Raw genomic sequence first — 19,654 nt, 5'->3', positions numbered from 1 at the left:
ATCGAGGGCTCGCGGCTTCAATAAGCGTGCCGGCCACCCCGTTTGCGCATCGGGCAGTTCCATAAAAACTTTATAACCAACTGATGTTTATCAGTTTTATTTGTATCGCCAACGAGTCCTTGATGACCAGCCTGTTCACTCAGGCCGAATGCCAGGCAAGTTGTCCATTCAGTCAGGACTCAATCTGGTGCAGGCGATTTTTTTTCAAAGTTGCGCATCAACCATAGTCCATTCTCAAACAGCTGATTTCACATAAGAAATCTCGTCTATTTCTGGAACCTGTCAAGTGCGTCAAAATGGTGATAGACCTCACCATTTTGGTGATTTCAATATTTAATTGTTAAATATCAAATGGTTAAAACAGATATAAGCTTATAAAAAATATTCTTGCTCAATCCACAATCTACAGCTAGCGTCTATTCTTGACAGCGATGACAGGAATACACCTGTTTGCGTCAGCTTCATATAAAACAGTTAGAACCGACATCAGTCGGTCATTGCCTGCGAGGAACTCGGAATGTCTCTGTTGATCCGTGGCGCCACCGTTATTACCCACGATGAAAGTTATCGCGCCGACGTCTATTGCGCCGACGGCGTGATCAAAGCCATCGGTGAAAACCTTGATATTCCGGCGGGTGCCGAAGTGCTCGACGGCAGCGGCCAATACCTGATGCCCGGCGGCATCGATCCGCACACGCACATGCAACTGCCCTTCATGGGCACCGTGGCCAGCGAAGATTTTTTCAGTGGCACCGCGGCAGGACTGGCCGGTGGCACGACGTCGATCATCGACTTCGTGATCCCCAATCCGCAGCAATCGCTGATGGAAGCCTTTCACCAGTGGCGTGGCTGGGCCGAGAAGTCGGCGTCGGATTACGGTTTTCACGTCGCCATCACCTGGTGGAGCGAACAGGTTCGTGAGGAAATGGCTGAGCTGGTCAGCCAGCACGGGGTCAACAGCTTCAAGCATTTCATGGCCTACAAGAACGCGATCATGGCCGCCGACGACACGCTCGTGGCAAGTTTCGAGCGTTGCCTGGAACTCGGCGCCGTGCCCACCGTGCATGCGGAAAACGGTGAGTTGGTCTATCACCTGCAACGCAAGTTGATGGCCCAGGGCATGACCGGCCCGGAAGCGCATCCGCTGTCGCGGCCGTCGCAGGTTGAGGGCGAAGCCGCGAGCCGGGCGATCCGCATCGCCGAAACCCTGGGCACGCCGTTGTACCTGGTGCATGTCTCGACCAAGGAAGCCCTCGACGAAATCACGTACGCCCGCAGCAAGGGCCAACAAGTCTACGGCGAGGTGCTGGCCGGGCATCTGCTGCTGGACGACAGCGTCTATCAACACCCGGACTGGCAGACCGCCGCCGGTTACGTGATGAGCCCGCCCTTCCGTCCGCGCGGCCATCAGGAGGCGCTTTGGCATGGTTTGCAATCGGGCAACCTGCACACCACCGCCACCGACCATTGCTGTTTCTGCGCCGAGCAAAAAGCCGCCGGCAAGGACGATTTCAGCAAGATCCCCAATGGCACCGCCGGGATCGAAGACCGCATGGCGGTGTTGTGGGATGAAGGGGTGAACACCGGGCGTTTGTCGATGCAGCACTTTGTGGCGTTGACCTCCACCAACACCGCGAAGATCTTCAACCTCTACCCGCGCAAAGGCGCGATCCGCGTCGGTGCCGATGCCGATCTGGTGCTGTGGGACCCGGAGGGCACGCGGACGATTTCGGCGAAGACGCATCACCAGCAAGTCGACTTCAACATTTTTGAAGGCAAGACCGTGCGTGGCGTGCCCAGCCATACCGTCAGTCAGGGCCGTGTGGTCTGGGCCGATGGCGACCTGCGCGCCGAGCGAGGTGCCGGGCGGTATGTCGAACGGCCGGCGTACCCGGCGGTGTTTGATTTGCTGAGCAAGCGGGCGGAGTTGAATAAGCCTGTGGCAGTGAAACGCTGAGAGCGGCCTTCGGCCTCATCGCCAGCAGGCTGGCTCCCACAGGGAATGCATTCCAAATGGCTCCCACAGGGGAATGCATTCCAATTGTGGGAGCCAGCCTGCTGGCGATGAGGCCCGTTCAGACACTGCACAAACCAATGCCCATCAGAGGCAGTTACCTCAAATAACCGTGAGGCAAAAAACCGTGATCAAGACCCTGACCCACCTCCCGCATCCCTATGAGGATGCGGCCGCCCTCGCCGGCCACTTCACCGATCTGGCGCCGCCACTCAACGACCGCCAGGCGCATCTGGAAGCCTCGCGCTGCCTGTATTGCTACGACGCGCCGTGCGTGAACGCCTGTCCGAGCGACATCGACATTCCGTCGTTCATCCGCAATATCCATCAGGAAAACGTTCAAGGCGCGGCACAGAAAATCCTCTCGGCCAATATCCTCGGCGGCAGTTGCGCCCGGGTCTGCCCGACGGAAATCCTGTGCCAGCAAGCCTGCGTGCGCAACAACGACCATGAGTGCGCACCGGTACTGATCGGTCTATTGCAACGCTATGCCGTGGACAACGCGCACTTCAGCGAACACCCGTTCCAGCGAGCCGCCGCCACCGGCAAGCGCATCGCCGTGGTCGGCGCCGGTCCTGCCGGGTTGTCCTGCGCGCACCGTAGCGCCATGCACGGCCATGATGTGGTGATTTTCGAGGCAAGGGAAAAGGCTGGCGGCCTGAATGAATACGGCATCGCCAAGTACAAACTGGTGGACGATTACGCACAAAAGGAACTGGATTTCCTGCTGGAAATAGGCGGCATCGAAATCCGTCACGGCCAGAAACTCGGTGAGAACCTGACCCTCAGCGACCTGCATCAGCAATTCGACGCGGTGTTCCTCGGCCTCGGCCTGGCCGCCAGCAAACAATTGGGCCTGGCTCACGAGGATGCACCCGGCCTGCTGGCCGCCACCGATTACATCCGCGAACTGCGTCAGGCCGATGACCTGACCCAGCTTCCCCTCGCGGACCATTGCATCGTCCTCGGCGCCGGCAACACGGCCATCGACATGGCCGTGCAAATGGCGCGTCTGGGGGCTCACGACGTCAACCTGGTGTACCGCCGCGGTGTCGAGGACATGGGCGCCACCGGTCACGAACAGGACATCGCCAAGGCCAATCAGGTGCGACTGTTGACCTGGGCCCAACCCGATGAAGTTTTGCTTGATGACAACGGTCAGGTACGCGGCATGCGTTTCGCCCGCACGCACCTGGTAGAAGGTCGCCTGCAAACCACCGGCGAAACTTTCGAGCTGGCCGCCGATGCAATCTTCAAAGCCATCGGCCAGGCCTTCGATGGCAGCGCCCTCGGCGATCCGCTGGCTCGTGAACTCAAGCGCTCGGGCGATCGAATCCTGGTGGACGAACAGCTGCGCACCAGCATCCCCGGCGTGTATGCCGGCGGCGACTGCACCAGCCTCGATCAGGACCTCACCGTGCAAGCGGTGCAGCACGGCAAACTGGCGGCCGAAGCCATCAACGCCCAACTCATGCTCAACGTGGAGGCTGCGTAAATGGCCGATCTCTCGATTGTCTTCGCCGGCATCAAAGCCCCCAATCCATTCTGGCTCGCCTCCGCGCCGCCCACCGACAAAGCCTACAACGTGGTTCGTGCCTTCGAAGCCGGTTGGGGCGGTGTGGTCTGGAAAACCCTGGGTGAAGACCCGGCGGCGGTCAACGTATCGTCGCGCTACTCGGCGCACTTCGGTGCCAACCGCGAGGTGGTGGGTTTCAACAACATCGAGCTGATCACCGACCGCTCGCTGGAGATCAACCTGCGGGAAATCACCCAGGTCAAAAAGGACTGGCCGGACCGTGCGTTGATCGTTTCACTGATGGTGCCCTGCGTCGAAGAGTCCTGGAAATTCATCCTGCCGCTGGTGGAAGCCACCGGTGCCGACGGCATTGAGCTGAACTTCGGTTGTCCGCACGGCATGCCGGAACGCGGCATGGGCGCGGCGGTTGGTCAGGTGCCGGAGTACGTCGAACAGGTCACCCGCTGGTGCAAGACCTATTGCTCGCTGCCGGTGATCGTCAAACTCACGCCGAACATCACCGACATCCGTGTCGCTGCCCGCGCGGCCCATCGTGGCGGCGCCGATGCGGTGTCGCTGATCAACACCATCAACTCGATCACCAGCGTCAACCTGGAGCGCATGGTCGCCAATCCCGCCGTCGGCAGCCAAAGCACCCACGGCGGTTATTGCGGGTCGGCGGTGAAGCCGATTGCGCTGAACATGGTCGCCGAAATCGCCCGCGACCCGCAGACCCAAGGCCTGCCGATCTCCGGCATTGGCGGTATCGGCAGTTGGCGCGATGCGGCGGAATTCATCGCCCTGGGCAGCGGCTCGGTGCAGGTGTGCACGGCGGCGATGCTGCACGGGTTCCGGATTGTCGAGGAGATGAAGGACGGCTTGTCACGCTGGATGGACAGTCAGGGCTACGCCCGTATTTCGCAATTTTCCGGGCGTGCGGTGGGCAACACCACGGACTGGAAGTACCTGGACATCAACTATCAGGTGATCGCGAAGATTGATCAGGACGCCTGCATCGGTTGCGGTCGCTGTCACATCGCTTGCGAAGACACCTCGCACCAGGCGGTTGCCAGCCTCAAGCAGGCGGACGGGACGCGCAAGTATGAAGTGATCGATGAGGAGTGCGTGGGCTGCAACCTGTGCCAGATTACGTGCCCGGTGCAGGATTGCATCGAGATGGTGCCGATGGACAACGGCAAGCCGTTTCTGGATTGGAATCATGATCCGAGGAATCCGTACCACGTAACCGTCTGAATGAGGTGTTGTCTGGGCTGACGCCTTCGCGGGCAAGCCCGCTCCCACAGTGGTTTTAGTCGTGCACAAATCCTGTGTACACCCGAGATCCCTGTGGGAGCGGGCTTGCCCGCGATGGCGTCGGAAGCTATAACGACGATCTCAAGGCTCCAACCCGATCCCGCGCAATATCACACTGGTCACCGTCTGCACCGCCCGCTCAAACTGCATGTCCGACAACGGCTGATGGTCATTCAGGATATTCACCTGATGATCAAAGTCAGCATAGTGCTGGGTCGAGGCCCAGATCATGTACAGCAGGCTTGAAGGCTCCACTGGCAGGATGCGTTTGTCGTCCACCCACTGGCGAATTTTCGCTTCTTTCATCTTGGCCCAGTCGTACAGACTGACATCGAGCTTCTCACCGAGGGTCGGCGCGCCGTGGATGATTTCGTTGGCCCAGACTTTAGAGCCGTAAGGCCGGCTGCGGGAGTGGTTCATCTTGGCGCGGATGTAACTGCTGAGTACCACGCGCGGGTCGTCGAACATCTCGAAGCACAGCGCGTCCTGCTTCCAGACTTCCAGCAAATCGAACAGCACCGCGCTGTACAACTCGGTCTTGGTGCTGAAGTAGTAATGCAGGTTGGAGCGCGGCAGTTGCACTTCGGCGGCGATGTCGGCCATGGCGGTGCTGCCGAAACCTTTTTCGGCGAAGACCTTTTCAGCTCCCAGCAGAATCTTCTCGACGTTACTGCGACGGATCTCGATCTTGTGATTGCCCATGAGGGCTCCCTGACAACAGCGTTGATCAAGACTAGCATCCGCTCTACATCGCGGCGACAGGGGAAAAGGAAACTTCGTACACGCCGCCGCTCGCCGCTAGACTGAGCATACTTTGAACCTGCCCGCGAGGTCTCCACGATGCTGCTCAAGAAAACCCTCACCGCCGCTGCCCTGCTCGGCTCGCTGCTCGCCGCTTCATCGGTGCTTGCCCACGCCCATCTGAAAGAACAGACGCCGGCCGCCGACAGCACCGTGAGTGCGCCGTCGGACTTGCGGCTGGTGTTTTCTGAAGGCGTTGAAGCGACCTTTACCAAGGTCACGATCAGCAAGGACGGTGCCGATGTGCCGGTGAAAAGCCTGGCCACCGAAGGCAGCGACAAGAAGACCTTGATCGTCACGCCGGCCGCACCGTTGGCGGCGGGCACCTACAAAGTCGAGTGGCATGCCGTCTCGGTCGACACCCACAAAAGCGAAGGCGCCTACCGCTTCAAGGTTGGCCAATAATTCATGACAGACGCGATGGTGCTGTGCCGCTTCCTGCATTTCACCGTGGTGTTGATGCTGTTCGGGGCTTGGGTGTTCAAGCCGCTGCTGTTGGGTCGGGAGACGGTGCTCGATGGGCCTCTGGCGCGCGTGAGTCGGTGGCTGGCGGCGGTGGCTTTGCTCAGCGGCATCGGTTGGTTGCTGCTGATCACCGCCAGCATGGCCGGGACCTGGAGCGCGGCATTCGATCTGCCGACCTTGCGACGGGTGTTGCGCAACACGTTTTTCGGCCAGGTCTGGTGCTGGCATTTGTTGCTCAATGGGGTGTTGCTGGCGTTGCTGATGACGCCATTGCGTTCGAACCAGACGTTGCGGATTGGCCTGGCCAGTCTGCTGCTGGCGACCCTAGCCCCGGTCGGCCACGGCGCCATGCTCGACGGCCTCAGCGGTCATTTGCTGATCCTCAATCAAATCGTCCACCTGACCTGCGTCGGTGCCTGGCTCGGCGGCTTGCTGCTGTTGGTGATGATCCTTCGGCAACCGGCGGGCCATGCCGTCGGCGCAATCCTGCGACGCTTCAGCGGGGTTGGCTACCTGTTGGTGGCGGGACTAGTGCTCACCGGTTTGATCAATGTGCGGGTGCTCACCGGGGCGTTTTGGCCGACGCCGTTGCTGTCCGGGTTCGCGTTGATTTTGTTGATCAAGGTGGTGCTGGTCGCCGGGATGCTGGGGCTTGCGTTGTTCAACCGGCTGCGGATCAACGACTGCGATCAACGCCTGACGACATTGCGTGCCAGCGTGATCGTGGAATGGTTGCTGGGAATGGGTGCCGTGGCGGCGGTTTCGCTACTCGGCACCCTGCCACCGATGATTTCCAGCTGAAATACAAACCAAAAATGTGGGAGCGGGCTTGCTCGCGAAAGCGGTGTATCAGCCAACATCAATGTTGAATGTAAGATTGCATTTGCGAGCAAGCCCGCTCCCACAGGGGTTCTTTGACATGCCGCAACATCCCGCCGAGTCATCGTACAACTTCTGATTGACATTCCCTGAATCCCTCGCAAATAATCGCCCCCATGTTGTACGACGACGTATAACAAAAATAAAAACAACAAAGATTCAAGGGAGCGTCACTGTGAGCAAGCTCGTCCGTCATTTCTCCGCCAGCACCCCTCGTCCATCCTTCGCACGCCGCCATACCCTGAGCTTGATTGGCTTCAGCAGCCTGGCACTCGCCGTGCCCATGACCGGCAATGCCGAAGGGTTTGTCGATGACGCCAAAGCCACGCTGGGCCTGCGCAACTTCTACATCAACCGCAACTTCACCAACCCGGCCTATCCCCAGGGCAAGGCTGAAGAGTGGACGCAAAACTTCATCCTCGACGCCCGGTCCGGGTTCACCCAGGGCCCGGTCGGCTTTGGCGTGGATGTGCTGGGGCTGTACTCGCAGAAGCTCGACGGCGGCAAAGGCACGGGCGGCACCAGCTTGCTGCCGATCCATGACGATGGACGCCCCGCCGACAATTTCGGCCGCCTGGGTGTGGCGCTGAAAGGCAAAATCTCGAAAACCGAAGTCAAGGTCGGCGAATGGATGCCGGTGTTGCCGATCCTGCGCTCGGACGACGGGCGCTCCCTGCCGCAGACCTTCAGCGGTGGCCAGGTGACCTCCACCGAGATCAGCGGCCTGACGCTCTACGGCGGCCAGTTCCGCCAGAACAGCCCGCGCAACGATGCGAGCATGGAAGACATGTTCATGAACGGCAAATCGGCGGCCTTCGCCTCGGACCGTTTCAACTTCGGCGGCGGTGAATACACATTCAACGAGAAGCGCACCCAGGTCGGTGTCTGGTACGCGGAACTCAGCGATATCTATCAGCAGCAGTATTTCAACCTGAGCCACAGCCAGCCGATGGGCGACTGGACCCTCGGCGCCAACCTCGGCTACTTCATCGGCAAGGAAGACGGCAGCGCCCTGGCGGGCGACCTCGACAACAAAACCGCATTCGCCATGCTCTCGGCCAAATACGGCGGCAGCACCTTCTTCGTCGGCCTGCAAAAACTCACCGGCGACGATCTCTGGATGCGGGTCAACGGCACCAGCGGCGGCACCCTGGCCAACGACAGCTACAACTCGAGCTACGATAACGCCAAGGAAAAATCCTGGCAGTTGCGCCACGACTACAACTTCGTCGTGCTCGGTATTCCCGGCCTGACGATGATGAACCGCTACATCAGCGGTGATAACGTGCACACCGGCACGATCACCGACGGCAAGGAATGGGGCCGCGAATCGGAACTGGCCTATACCGTGCAGAGCGGCCCGTTGAAAAACCTCAACGTGAAATGGCGCAACGCGAGCATCCGCAAGGACTTCAGCACCAACGAATTCGACGAAAACCGCATCATCATCAACTACCCGATTTCGCTGTTGTAAGGCACCACAGCCTGCCCACCTGTAGGAGCGAGGCTTGCCCGCGAAGGCTGCTTGTCTGAATCACCGCTTTCGCGGGCAAGTCTCGCTCCTTGGGATTGCGGGGGGCCGGACCCTTCGTCAATTTCGAGTGATGACGCGTTGACAAGCACCGGACAGGCTTAGGATACTTCAGCCAAGTCATACGACAACTTACAACAACTAACAATAACTGCGTCCCAGGGACTTCCATGATCACTACTCCTCCAGCCCCTTTTAATCGCCTGCTGCTGACCGGTGCAGCCGGTGGCCTTGGCAAAGTCCTGCGCGAAACCCTGCGGCCTTATGCCAACGTGATTCGCCTGTCCGACATCGCCGACATCGCTCCTGCCCAGGATCATCACGAAGAAGTCGTGATTTGCGACCTCGCGGACAAGCAAGCCGTGCATCAACTGGTTGAAGGCGTGGACGCGATCCTGCACTTCGGCGGCGTGTCGACGGAGCATTCGTTCGAAGACATCCTCGGCGCCAACATTTGCGGCGTGTTCCACATCTACGAAGCCGCGCGCCGGCATGGCGTGAAACGCGTGATTTTCGCCAGTTCCAACCACGTGATCGGCTTCTACAAACAGGACGAAGTCATCGACGCCCACTCCCCGCGCCGTCCGGACAGCTACTACGGTTTGTCCAAGTCCTACGGCGAAGACATGGCGAGTTTCTACTTCGATCGCTACGGCATCGAAACCGTCAGCGTGCGCATCGGTTCCTCGTTCCCGGAACCGCAAAACCGCCGGATGATGAGCACCTGGCTGAGCTTCGGTGACCTGACCCAACTGCTCGAATGCGCGTTGTACGCCCAGAACGTTGGCCATACCGTGGTCTACGGCGTGTCCGATAACAAGAACGTCTGGTGGGATAACCGCTTCGCCGCCGGTCTGGGTTACAAACCGCAGGACAATTCCGAAGTGTTCCGCGATAAAGTCGAAGCCCAACCGATGCCTGCCGCCGATGACCCGGCGATGGTTTACCAGGGTGGCGCGTTTGTCGCGTCTGGCCCGTTCGGCGACTGAATCTCTTCCTTCACTTGACCCCAAGGGAATGCGTTGCATGCAAGCCGAATTGATTGTCGATGCCCGTAATGCAGTCGGTGAGTGCCCGGTCTGGGTCCCCGAGGAAAACGCCCTGTACTGGGTCGATATTCCTGCCGGCGGACTTCAGCGCTGGAGTGCCGACAGCGGTCATGTCCACGCCTGGACCGCGCCGGAAATGCTCGCCTGCATCGCTCGTCATCGTGACGGCGGCTGGGTGGCGGGGATGGAAAGCGGGTTCTTCCATTTGCACACGCACAACGATGGCAGCCTCGACAGCGAACTGCTGGCCCGCGTTGATCACGCTCGCCCGGACATGCGTTTGAACGACGGTCGTTGCGATCGTCAGGGGCGTTTCTGGGCCGGCAGTATGGTGCTGAACATGGGCGCCAACGCGGCCGACGGCACGCTGTATCGCTACAGCGCCGGTCAACACGGCTCGATTGACGCTCAGCTCAGCGGATTCATCGTGCCCAATGGCCTGGGCTTCAGCCCGGACGGGCGCACGATGTACGTGTCTGATTCCCATCCGTTGGCCCAGCAGATCTGGGCCTTTGATTACGACCTCGACAGCGGCACGCCTTCCAACCGTCGGCTGTTTGTCGACATGCATCAGTTCCCCGGCCGCCCCGACGGCGCCGCCGTGGATGCCGAAGGCTGCTATTGGATCTGCGCCAACGACGCCGGGTTGATTCACCGCTTTACCCCGGACGGCCGATTGGACCGATCCCTTGCCGTACCGGTGAAAAAGCCGACCATGTGCGCCTTTGGTGGCAGTCGACTGGACACGCTGTTCGTGACCTCGATCCGCCCGGGTGACGATCACGACGAACAGTCGCTGGCGGGCGGCGTGTTCGCGCTCGATCCAGGCGTCAAAGGCTTGCCAGAGCCACAGTTCAAAGGATGAATCAACTCCCCCTGTAGCAGCTGCCGAAGGCTGCGTTCGGCTGCGAAGCAGTCGTCAATCCGGTGGATGCAATTTTCTTGATGCATCGCGCAGGATGGTTTTACGACGGCTTCGCCGCCGAGCGCTGCCTCGCGGTGCTCGACAGCTGCTACAGGGGGCAGCGGTGTTATCACATTAGAGTTCAATTGAATGACGCCAACCTTGCTGAACCTCGAAGACGAATACACCCGCCTCACCCTCGCCCCGGAACTCGGTGCGAGCATCGTCAACTGGGCGGTACGCAGCACCGGTCAGCCGCTGTTGCGCCACAGTGACGCTCATGCGCTGAACACCGGATTGCCGGGCAAGCTCGGCTGCTTTCCCCTGGTGCCGTGGTCGAACCGCATTGCCGAAGGGGGTTTTGACTGCCCCGATAGCTGGCTGGCACTGACGCCGAACAGCCTCACCGATCCGCTGCCGATTCACGGCAGCGCCTGGCAACAGGCGTGGCAGGTGGTGTCGCAGACCCGTGATGAAGTGGTGCTGCAACTCGACAGCACAACGCCGTTTGCCTATCGCGCCCGACAACGCTTCCATCTGCGTGAAGGGCGACTGAGCATCGAGTTGCAGGTCACCCATATGGCCGAACGCGCCGCGTGGCATGGGCTCGGTTTGCACCCTTACTTTCCGCGTAGAGCCAACACTCGGCTGCAGGCACAGGCCGAGCAGGTCTGGTTGTGTGACGCGTCAAAACTGCCGACACAACTCAGCGCCCTGCCCGCTGAATGGGACTTCCAGCAATCCAAGGCGTTGCCCACGACACTGGTCGACAACGGTTTCTGCCACTGGGATGGCCGCTGCCTGATCCAGCAACCCGATCTGGGTTATGAACTGGAATGCCAGGCCACCGGCAGCGATTATTACCTGCTGTACTGCCCGGTGGACCTGGGGTTTTTCTGCATCGAGCCGGTGAGCCACCCGGTCAACGCGCACCATCTGCCCGGTCGACCGGGGCTGGTGTTGCTGGAGCAAGGCCAGTCGGCTGAATTGGGTTGCAGCCTGCAATACCGCGAACTGACTTAACCCAGCATCTGACTCAACACCGCACGCAACTTGCCGGGTTTCACCGGTTTGTTCAGCAGCGGTGCTTCGAGTCTTTGCAGCGAGCGCCGACATTGGTCGGTGCGGTCGGCCGTGATGATGACCGCTGGAATCCTCTGGCTGAAATGCTCGCGCAAATGCCGCACCACATCACAGCCCACCACCCCGTGATCGAGGTGGTAATCCGCCAGAATCAGTTCTGGCGCGCGTCCCTGCAAGGCGGCCAGTGCAGAGAACTCATCGGTGGCGACCACCACCTCGCAGCCCCACTGCCCGAGCAGCGCGCTCATGCTGTCGAGAATGCTCACTTCGTTGTCCAGCACCAGCAAGCGCCGCCCCGGCAGCGGATTGCCCGTGCCCGGCAGCGGCGCAGCCTGGCTGATGGGCAACGGAATCTCATGGGATATAGGCACGTCGATGCTGAACATCGAACCGCGTCCCGGCCGCGACTGCACGCGGATTGTATAGCCGAGAATCTTCGCGATGCGTTCAACGATGGCCAACCCCAGCCCCACGCCTTTGCGGTCGGAGGCGCGTCCGACGTCCAGTTGATTGAATTCGAGAAAGATCGAATCCAGCCGATCCGCCGCGATCCCGCGCCCGGTGTCCCAGACTTCCAGGCGCAGCATTTCACCTCGGCGCCTGGCACCCAGCAGAATGCTGCCCTCGTCCGTGTAACGGCAGGCGTTGCTGAGGAAGTTGCGCAGGATCCGCGTCATCAAGCGCAAGTCGGTGCTGATGGCGTAGTCGCCCATGTGCACCCGCAGGTTCAAACCTGCCGCTTCGGCCACCGACTGGAATTCCGAAACCAACGGCCCGAGCAGTTCGTCGAGGCGATACAAGGCAATGTCCGGTTTCACCGCCGCTTGATCGAGCCGGGAAATATCCAGCAAATCGGTGAGTAAATCCTCGGCGCCTTCCAGCGCCTGGTGCGTGCGTTCCACCAACACCTGTTCAACGTCGGGCAGTTTGCGCTCGCGCAAGGTCGAGATCAGCAACCGTGCGGCGTTGAGCGGTTGCAGTAGGTCGTGGCTGGCGGCGGCGAGGTATTTGTCCTTGCTGCGATTGGCGGCCTCGGCGGCGTCACGGGCATCACGCAATGCCTGGGCGATCTGTTTACGCTGGGTGATCTGCTGTTGCAGGTTACGGTTGGCTTCCAGCAACTCGTCGGTGCGCGCGGTGACGCGCTGCTCCAGTTCGTCATTGAGTTGCTGCAGGCGTTGCTGGGCGTGTTTGCGTTCGGTGATGTCGGCGACAAACCCCTCCACCAGCCCTTCCTGATCGGGCTTGAGCAACAGGTTCATCAATACGTCAAGGCTGCTGCCATCCTTGCGCCGCAATTGGGTTTCATAGCCATGCAGGCTGCCCTGGTGCCTGAGCATTTCGCCGATGTTTTCCAGCTCTTTTGCCCCACCGACAAACAGGTTGCTCGCCAGATCCGCCAGGGAAAACAGCACCTCTTGCGGGTCTTGATAACCGAGCATGCGCGCCAACGCCGGGTTGGCGGCGCGCATGCCTTCGAGCAGGCTGGCCTGGAAGATCCCGTGCACCGCGTTTTCGAACAGCCATTTATAGCGATTGCGCTCGGCTTCCAGCTCATCGAGGCGTGCGGCCAGTTCCGGGTAATGGCTCTTGCGCGCCGAATGGCTGCCTAATCCGAGTAACCCGGCCAGCGCTCGTTGCTGTTCGTCAGAGGGCTTCGCCATAGACGACCTCGACATCACGCTGACTGGATTCGCGCGGGTTGGTCAGGATGCACGGGTCGTGCATGGCGTGTTGTGACAGGAACGGAATGTCCGCCATGCTGACCCCGTGCAGACCGAGGGTTTCATGGAAGCCGATCGCGTGTTTCAGGGCAATCAGGTGTTCGACCAGGCGCCCGCAAATCTGCCGGTGATTGAGGCCACGGCAATCGATGCCGAAGGTCTCGGCGATCACCTTGAAGCGCTCCGGTGCCGAGTTGTAGTTGAACGCGACTACGTGTTCCACCAGCACCGCGTTGCACAAACCATGGGGCAAATCGAGGAAGCCGCCCAGGCTGTGGGACATCGCGTGCACCGCGCCGAGGATCGCGTTGGAGAACGCCAGCCCGGCCTGCATGCTGCCGAGCATGATTTTCTCGCGCAGGGCGATGTCGTTCGGGTTGGCGATCATCTGCACCAGGTTGCCGTTAATCAGGCGCATGGCTTCCAGCGCATGGGGGTCGGTCAACGGCCCGTGGCCGGTGGACACGAAGGCTTCGATGGCGTGCACCAACGCGTCGATGCCGGTACAGGCCGACAGGAACGGGTCCATGCTTAAGGTGGTTTCCGGGTCGATCAGCGACACGTCCGGAACCACGGCCTTGCTGACGATGGAGAACTTCATGCGTTCTTGCTGGTTGGAAATGATCACGAATTGCGAGACGTCGGCCGAGGTGCCGGCGGTGGTCGGAATCAGGATCAGCGGCGGGCTGGGCACGCGGATGGTGTCCACGCCTTCGAACTCGAGGATGCTGCGGCCATGGGCGACGACGATGCCGATGCCCTTGCCGCAATCCATTGGGCTGCCGCCACCGACGGCGACGATCACATCGCAGTGGTTTTCCCGGTACAGGTCGGCGCCGAGCATGACTTCTTCGACCCGAGGGTTGGGCGAGACGGCGCTATATAAAAAGTAATCGATGCCCTGGGCTTGCAGGCTGGCCTCGACATCGGCCACCCACCCGGCGGCAATCACCCCGGGATCGCTGACCACCAGCACCTTGCGGGCGCCGAAGGTCTTGGCGTAGTTGCCGACATTGTGCCGGCAACCGGCACCGAAGATGATTTCAGGCGAAACGAATTTACGCAGCTGGCTGAGATTCTGGCTCATTGGAAAGCCTGTTTTTATTGTTTTGAAAGGTAGAACCCACACTAAAGCATCCGGCTGCGAATGCAATCAGACCAAAGGACAGCATTTTTTCACCGCCGATCCCACAAGGGATTTGTATCAACTCTCGATTCATCCGCGATAGATCAGTCGCGAAGCCTTTTCATTGCGCAATGTCAGGTGTTCCATGCCCTGCCCCGGCGCATCTGCCTCTTCGCGGGCCTTGAGGATCACCCCGTGGTGCGGCGACTTGCTGCACACCGGATCAGCATTTTCGGCATCGCCGGTGAGCATGAACGCCTGGCAGCGGCAGCCCCCCAGATCCTTGTGCTTTTCGTCGCAAGAACGGCACGGCTCTTTCATCCAGTCATCACCGCGAAAACGGTTAAAGCCAAACGAGTCGGTCCAGATGTGTTCGATGCTGTGCTCGCGCACGTTGGGAAACTGCACCGGCAACTGCCGGGCGCTGTGGCAAGGCAACGCGGTGCCGTCCGGGGTGATGTCGAGAAACAGGTTGGCCCAGCCATTCATGCAGGTCTTGGGGCGTTCTTCGTAGTAGTCCGGGGTCACGAAGATCAGCTTGCACGGATGACCCTGGGCCTCAAGCCGCTCGCGGTATTCGTTGGTGATGCGCTCGGCGCGCTGCAATTGATCGCGGGTCGGCAACAGGCCGACGCGGTTGAGCTCGGCCCAGCCGTAGAACTGACACGTGGCCAATTCAACAAAATCCGCTTCCAGTTCCAGGCACAGGTCGATGATCCGGTCGATCTGGTCGATGTTGTGCCGATGGGTGACGAAGTTCAGCACCATCGGGTAACCCTGGGCTTTTACCGCCCGGGCCATGGCCAGTTTCTGCGCGAAGGCCTTGCGCGAGCCGGCGAGCATGTTGTTCACCGCTTCGTCGGCGGCCTGGAAACTGATCTGGATGTGGTCGAGCCCGGCGACCTTGAAATCGCGGACTTTCTGTTCGGTCAGGCCGATACCCGAGGTGATCAGGTTGGTGTAGTAACCCATGTCCCGCGCGGCTTTGATCAGCTCGGCCAGGTCCTGGCGCACCAACGGCTCGCCACCGGAAAAACCCAGTTGAGCCGCGCCCATGTCCCGGGCCTCGCGGAACACACGAATCCATTCTTCGGTGCTCAACTCTTCGCCGGATTGGGCAAAGTCCAGCGGATTGGAACAGTACGGGCATTGCAGCGGGCAGCGATAGGTCAGCTCCGCCAACAGCCACAACGGCGGCCCCGGACGCGAGTCATTCGATCCAGAATTGAGCATGGGCCACCTCCAGAAACGCCAGCACGTCGTGGTCAATATCCGGCTCGCCGGGGAAGCTCGCGGACAGTAGATCGATGATCGCCGCGACGCTGCGCTGGCCGTCGACCAGCTCGAGCACCTTCCCGGCACTGGCGTTGAGTTTGATCATGCCTTCGGGGTATAGCAGCACGTGACAGTCCTGACGGGGTTCCCATTGCAGACGGAAACCCTGGCGCAAGGACGGTGTTTTTTGGCGATTCTTCAGACTCACTGAGCAAGCCCCCTGTGCCAGACGTTCTCGGAGGTGACGGTGTGGTACGGCGGGCGTTGCAGCTCGTAGGCCATGCTCATCGCGTCGAGCATGCTCCACAGCACGTCGAGCTTGAACTGGAGGATTTCCAGCATGCGTTGCTGGCCTTCGACCGTGACGTAATGCGCGAGGGTGATGCGCAAGCCGTGCTCCACATCTCGCCGCGCCTGGCTCAGGCGTGTACGGAAATAGTCGTAGCCGGCGACGTCGATCCACGGGTAATGGGTCGGCCAGGCGTCGAGTCGGGATTGGTGGATCTGTGGGGCGAACAGTTCAGTCAGGGAGCTGCTGGCCGCTTCCTGCCAGCAGGCGCGGCGAGCGAAATTGACGTAAGCGTCCACGGCGAAACGCACGCCGGGCAGCACCAGTTCCTGGGAGAGGATTTGTTCGCGATCCAGCCCGACGGCTTCGCCCAGCCGCAACCAGGCTTCGATCCCGCCTTCACTGCCGGGCACGCCGTCGTGGTCGAGAATCCGTTGCAGCCATTCCCGGCGCACGTCGCGGTCCGGGCAGTTGGCGAGGATGGCGGCGTCTTTCAGCGGGATGTTGATCTGGTAGTAGAAGCGATTGGCGACCCAGCCCTGAATCTGCTCGCGGGTGGCGCGGCCGGCGTACATGGCTTGGTGGAAGGGGTGATGGATGTGGTAGTAGGCGCCTTTGGCGCGCAGGGCGGCTTCGAATTCGGCGGGGGACATCGGTAGGTTGGTCATTGCAGTTCTCCTTGTCGAGCTGCGGTGTCTGGTCTGGCGCCTTCGCGGGCAAGCCCGCTCCCACAAGGGGCTGCGGCGTACACAAAACCTGTGGGAGCGGGCTTGCCCGCGATGGGGCCATGAGCTACAGCACAAGACTCATGCCGTCATAAGCCACTTCAATCCCCCGCCGCTCCAACAACGCCCGCTCCGCCGAATCTTCATCAAGGATCGGGTTGGTGTTGTTGATGTGGATCAGCACCTTGCGCTGGCGGGGAAAATCCTCCAGCACCTCAAGCATGCCGCCGGGGCCGCTTTGCGACAGGTGCCCCATTTCACTGCCCAGGCTCTGGCCGACTTCGCAGACGCGCATTTCGTCGTCACGCCACAGCGTGCCGTCCAGCAACAGGCAATCGGCGCGCTGCATCCAGCTCAGGACTTCATCGTCGATCTGCCCCAGGCCCGGCGCATAGAACACCGAGGCGCCGCTGCGCAGGTCCTCGATAAACAAACCAATGGTGTCGCCCGGCTGCGGGTTGCCACGATTGGGCGAATACGGCGGCGCGTTGCTCACCAAGGGGATCGCGCGAAACTGCAGGTGTGCGCACGCGGCGATGCTGAATGGCTCGCGGTCCAGGCCGATGGGTTGCCACTGCAAGCCACCGTTCCAGTGCTTGAGCATGGTGAACAAGGGGAAGCCGCTGCTCAGGTCCTCATGAACCCGCTCGGTACACCAGACTTGATGCGGGCAGCCTTCGCGCAGGCTCAACAGGCCGGTGCAATGGTCGATCTGGCTGTCCAGCAGGACGATCCCGGCAATCGCGGTATCGCGCAATTGGCGGGCCGGTTGCATCGCGGGGAAGCGCTCGAGTTGCGCGCGGATATCCGGTGACGCGTTGCACAGCACCCACTCCACACCGTCGTCGCTCAGGGCAATCGACGATTGCGTGCGACGTTGCGCGCGCAGGCTGCCGTTGCGCATCGCGGCGCACTGGCGGCAGTTGCAGTTCCACTGCGGGAAACCACCGCCAGCGGCGGAACCGAGAACGCGGATGTGCATGGGCGATGCTCCAGAAGGCAGGCCCGGCCAACGCAACGGCTGGCCGGGTGAACAATCAGCGGTTGGCGAAATACATCGTCACTTCGAAGCCAATGCGCAGGTCGGTAAACGCGGGTTTAGTCCACATGGGTCAATCCTCTTCTTGTGCCGGGCGATTCCGGTAAAGCCATTAATGCACGCGGTGGCGGGCGATCGAATGCTACTTTCGAACGAGGTGGCGGCGTGCGTTGGTAGGGGGTGATACACAACCTCGAAAACAACAAAAAACCAATGTGGGAGCGGGCTTGCCCGCGATGACGGTCTGGCATTCAACATCAATGTTGAATGTTCTGGCCTCATCGCGGGCAAGCCCGCTCCCGCAGGGTTTTGCTATGTTATTGCGGGGTTAGAAGAACCCCATCGGGTTGATGTCGTAGCTCACCAGCAGGTTTTTGGTCTGTTGATAGTGATCAAGCATCATCTTGTGATTTTCACGGCCGACACCGGATTTCTTGTAGCCACCGAACGCGGCGTGCGCCGGGTACAGGTGGTAGCAGTTGGTCCACACGCGACCGGCCTTGATCGCCCGGCCCATGCGATAGGCACGGTTGATGTCGCGGGTCCACAGGCCGGCGCCGAGGCCGAACTCGCTGTCGTTGGCAATCGCCAGGGCTTCGGCTTCGTCCTTGAAGGTGGTGATACCCACCACCGGGCCGAAGATTTCTTCCTGGAACACGCGCATTTTGTTGTGGCCCTTGAGCAGGGTCGGCTGGATGTAATAACCCGTCGACAGGTCGCCTTCCAAACGCTCGGCCGCACCGCCAGTGAGCAGCTCAGCGCCCTCCTCCTGGGCAATTTTCAGGTACGAGAGGATCTTGTCGTATTGCTGCTCGGACGCCTGGGCGCCGACCATGGTTTCAGTGTCCAGCGGGTTGCCGCGCTTGATTTTGACGATCTTCTGCATCACCACTTTCATGAAGTCGTCGTAGATCGACTCTTGCACCAGGGCGCGAGACGGGCAGGTGCAGACTTCGCCCTGGTTGAAGAACGCCAGCACCAGGCCTTCAGCGGCCTTCTCGATGAACTGCGGCTCGGCGTTCATGATGTCTTCGAAGAAGATGTTCGGCGACTTGCCACCCAGTTCAACGGTGCTTGGAATGATGTTCTCGGCGGCGCATTTCATGATGTGCGCGCCGATCGGGGTGGAACCGGTGAAAGCGATCTTGGCGATGCGCTTGCTGGTGGCCAGCGCTTCACCGGCTTCGCGACCGAAGCCCTGAACGATATTGAGCACGCCGGGCGGCAGCAAGTCGGCGACCAGCTCGGCGAAGACCATGATCGACAGCGGCGTTTGCTCGGCCGGCTTGAGCACCACGCAGTTGCCGGCGGCCAGGGCCGGGGCGAGTTTCCAGGCGGCCATCAGCAGCGGGAAGTTCCACGGGATGATCTGCCCGACCACGCCCAATGGCTCGTGGAAGTGATAGGCGGTGGTCAGCTCGTTGATCTCGGCGGCGCCGCCCTCTTGCGCACGGATGCACCCGGCGAAGTAACGGAAATGGTCAGCGGCCAGCGGCACGTCGGCGTTGAGGGTTTCGCGCACGGCTTTGCCGTTATCCCAGGTTTCGGCAACGGCAAGGATTTCCAGGTTTTGTTCAATGCGGTCGGCGATTTTCAACAGCACCAGCGAGCGATCCTGCGCCGAGGTCTTGCCCCAGGCATCGGCAGCGGCATGCGCGGCGTCGAGGGCTTTGTCGATGTCGGCAGCGCTGGAGCGCGGGAACTCGGCGATCACTTCACCGGTGACGGGAGAGGTGTTGGTGAAGTACTCGCCATTGACCGGCGGGACGAACTCGCCGCCGATGAAGTTACCGTAGCGTGGTTTGAAGGAAACGATGGCGCCAGGTGTTCCGGGTTGTGCGTAGATCATGATGGGCCTCTGTCTGGGTCGGTGCCTGTCGGGCAAACAGGCGATGAACCGATAGTAGAGAGCCCCGCCCG

General features: G+C 60.8%; 18 protein-coding genes. 9 read left to right on the top strand and 9 right to left on the bottom strand.

Going from position 1 to position 19,654, the window contains the following annotated elements:
* The first annotated feature begins 517 nt into the window (after positions 1-517).
* The 3 genes from hydA to preA all read left to right on the top strand — a co-directional run bounded on the left by hydA (position 518) and on the right by preA (position 4,784).
* Complete coding sequence (hydA, locus tag ACA057_RS14690) at positions 518-1,957, top strand: dihydropyrimidinase (protein WP_497349485.1); 1,440 nt, start codon at positions 518-520, stop codon at positions 1,955-1,957.
* 184 nt (positions 1,958-2,141) lie between these two features.
* Positions 2,142-3,509 (top strand): NAD(P)-dependent oxidoreductase, encoded by a 1,368-nt coding sequence (locus ACA057_RS14685; RefSeq protein ID WP_497349483.1) that lies wholly within the window; start codon positions 2,142-2,144, stop codon positions 3,507-3,509.
* Positions 3,510-4,784 (top strand): NAD-dependent dihydropyrimidine dehydrogenase subunit PreA, encoded by a 1,275-nt coding sequence (gene preA / locus ACA057_RS14680; RefSeq protein ID WP_497349481.1) that lies wholly within the window; start codon positions 3,510-3,512, stop codon positions 4,782-4,784.
* Between the two features lie 141 nt (positions 4,785-4,925).
* Here preA and ACA057_RS14675 read toward each other — a convergent pair whose 3' ends face one another.
* On the bottom strand, positions 4,926-5,546 hold the full coding sequence (locus tag ACA057_RS14675; RefSeq protein WP_059404992.1) for a TetR/AcrR family transcriptional regulator: 621 nt from the start codon (positions 5,544-5,546) through the stop codon (positions 4,926-4,928).
* 138 nt (positions 5,547-5,684) lie between these two features.
* Between ACA057_RS14675 and copC the strand changes: the two genes are divergently transcribed.
* The 6 genes from copC (at position 5,685) to ACA057_RS14645 (ending at position 11,496) form a co-directional block, all read left to right on the top strand.
* Complete coding sequence (gene copC, locus ACA057_RS14670; protein WP_497349479.1) at positions 5,685-6,050, top strand: copper homeostasis periplasmic binding protein CopC; 366 nt, start codon at positions 5,685-5,687, stop codon at positions 6,048-6,050.
* A 3-nt stretch (positions 6,051-6,053) separates the two neighbouring features.
* Complete coding sequence (gene copD, locus ACA057_RS14665; RefSeq protein ID WP_497349477.1) at positions 6,054-6,911, top strand: copper homeostasis membrane protein CopD; 858 nt, start codon at positions 6,054-6,056, stop codon at positions 6,909-6,911.
* Between the two features lie 253 nt (positions 6,912-7,164).
* Entirely contained in the window at positions 7,165-8,463 is a 1,299-nt protein-coding gene (locus ACA057_RS14660) for an OprD family porin (RefSeq protein ID WP_497349475.1), read from the top strand.
* A 227-nt stretch (positions 8,464-8,690) separates the two neighbouring features.
* A complete protein-coding gene (locus tag ACA057_RS14655; RefSeq protein WP_497349473.1) occupies positions 8,691-9,509 on the top strand; it encodes an NAD-dependent epimerase/dehydratase family protein in 819 nt (272 codons plus the stop codon).
* A gap of 37 nt (positions 9,510-9,546) precedes the next feature.
* Complete coding sequence (locus ACA057_RS14650; protein WP_497349471.1) at positions 9,547-10,434, top strand: SMP-30/gluconolactonase/LRE family protein; 888 nt, start codon at positions 9,547-9,549, stop codon at positions 10,432-10,434.
* 189 nt (positions 10,435-10,623) lie between these two features.
* Complete coding sequence (locus ACA057_RS14645) at positions 10,624-11,496, top strand: aldose 1-epimerase (protein ID WP_497349469.1); 873 nt, start codon at positions 10,624-10,626, stop codon at positions 11,494-11,496.
* Here the strand turns inward: ACA057_RS14645 and ACA057_RS14640 are convergent.
* The 8 genes from ACA057_RS14640 to exaC form a co-directional block, all read right to left on the bottom strand.
* Positions 11,493-13,220 carry a PAS domain-containing hybrid sensor histidine kinase/response regulator gene (locus ACA057_RS14640; RefSeq protein WP_497349467.1) on the bottom strand — a complete coding sequence of 576 codons (1,728 nt, stop codon included), beginning with the start codon at positions 13,218-13,220 and terminating at the stop codon, positions 11,493-11,495. The genes ACA057_RS14645 and ACA057_RS14640 overlap by 4 nt on opposite strands.
* Positions 13,204-14,367: an alcohol dehydrogenase-like regulatory protein ErcA gene (gene ercA, locus ACA057_RS14635; protein ID WP_497349465.1), complete on the bottom strand. Its 1,164-nt coding sequence runs from the start codon at positions 14,365-14,367 to the stop codon at positions 13,204-13,206. Before ercA ends, ACA057_RS14640 begins: the two co-directional genes overlap by 17 nt.
* 129 nt (positions 14,368-14,496) lie before the next feature.
* On the bottom strand, positions 14,497-15,639 hold the full coding sequence (gene pqqE, locus ACA057_RS14630; RefSeq protein ID WP_497349463.1) for a pyrroloquinoline quinone biosynthesis protein PqqE: 1,143 nt from the start codon (positions 15,637-15,639) through the stop codon (positions 14,497-14,499).
* Complete coding sequence (gene pqqD / locus ACA057_RS14625; RefSeq protein ID WP_497349461.1) at positions 15,617-15,889, bottom strand: pyrroloquinoline quinone biosynthesis peptide chaperone PqqD; 273 nt, start codon at positions 15,887-15,889, stop codon at positions 15,617-15,619. The genes pqqE and pqqD overlap by 23 nt, the downstream gene beginning before the upstream one ends.
* A complete protein-coding gene (gene pqqC / locus ACA057_RS14620; RefSeq protein WP_497349459.1) occupies positions 15,886-16,638 on the bottom strand; it encodes a pyrroloquinoline-quinone synthase PqqC in 753 nt (250 codons plus the stop codon). Before pqqC ends, pqqD begins: the two co-directional genes overlap by 4 nt.
* A 124-nt stretch (positions 16,639-16,762) precedes the next feature.
* Complete coding sequence (gene pqqB, locus ACA057_RS14615; protein WP_497349457.1) at positions 16,763-17,677, bottom strand: pyrroloquinoline quinone biosynthesis protein PqqB; 915 nt, start codon at positions 17,675-17,677, stop codon at positions 16,763-16,765.
* 55 nt (positions 17,678-17,732) lie between these two features.
* On the bottom strand, positions 17,733-17,804 hold the full coding sequence (gene pqqA / locus ACA057_RS14610) for a pyrroloquinoline quinone precursor peptide PqqA (RefSeq protein ID WP_003253598.1): 72 nt from the start codon (positions 17,802-17,804) through the stop codon (positions 17,733-17,735).
* A gap of 258 nt (positions 17,805-18,062) precedes the next feature.
* Positions 18,063-19,583, bottom strand: coding sequence for an acetaldehyde dehydrogenase ExaC (gene exaC / locus ACA057_RS14605; RefSeq protein ID WP_497349455.1), 1,521 nt, complete (start codon positions 19,581-19,583; stop codon positions 18,063-18,065).
* Positions 19,584-19,654 lie beyond the last annotated feature (71 nt).

The sequence above is a fragment of the Pseudomonas sp. LBUM1661 genome, from assembly GCF_059695925.1.
The sequence above is the reverse complement of the archived record's forward strand: the minus strand, read 5'-3'. Positions and strand labels throughout refer to the sequence as shown.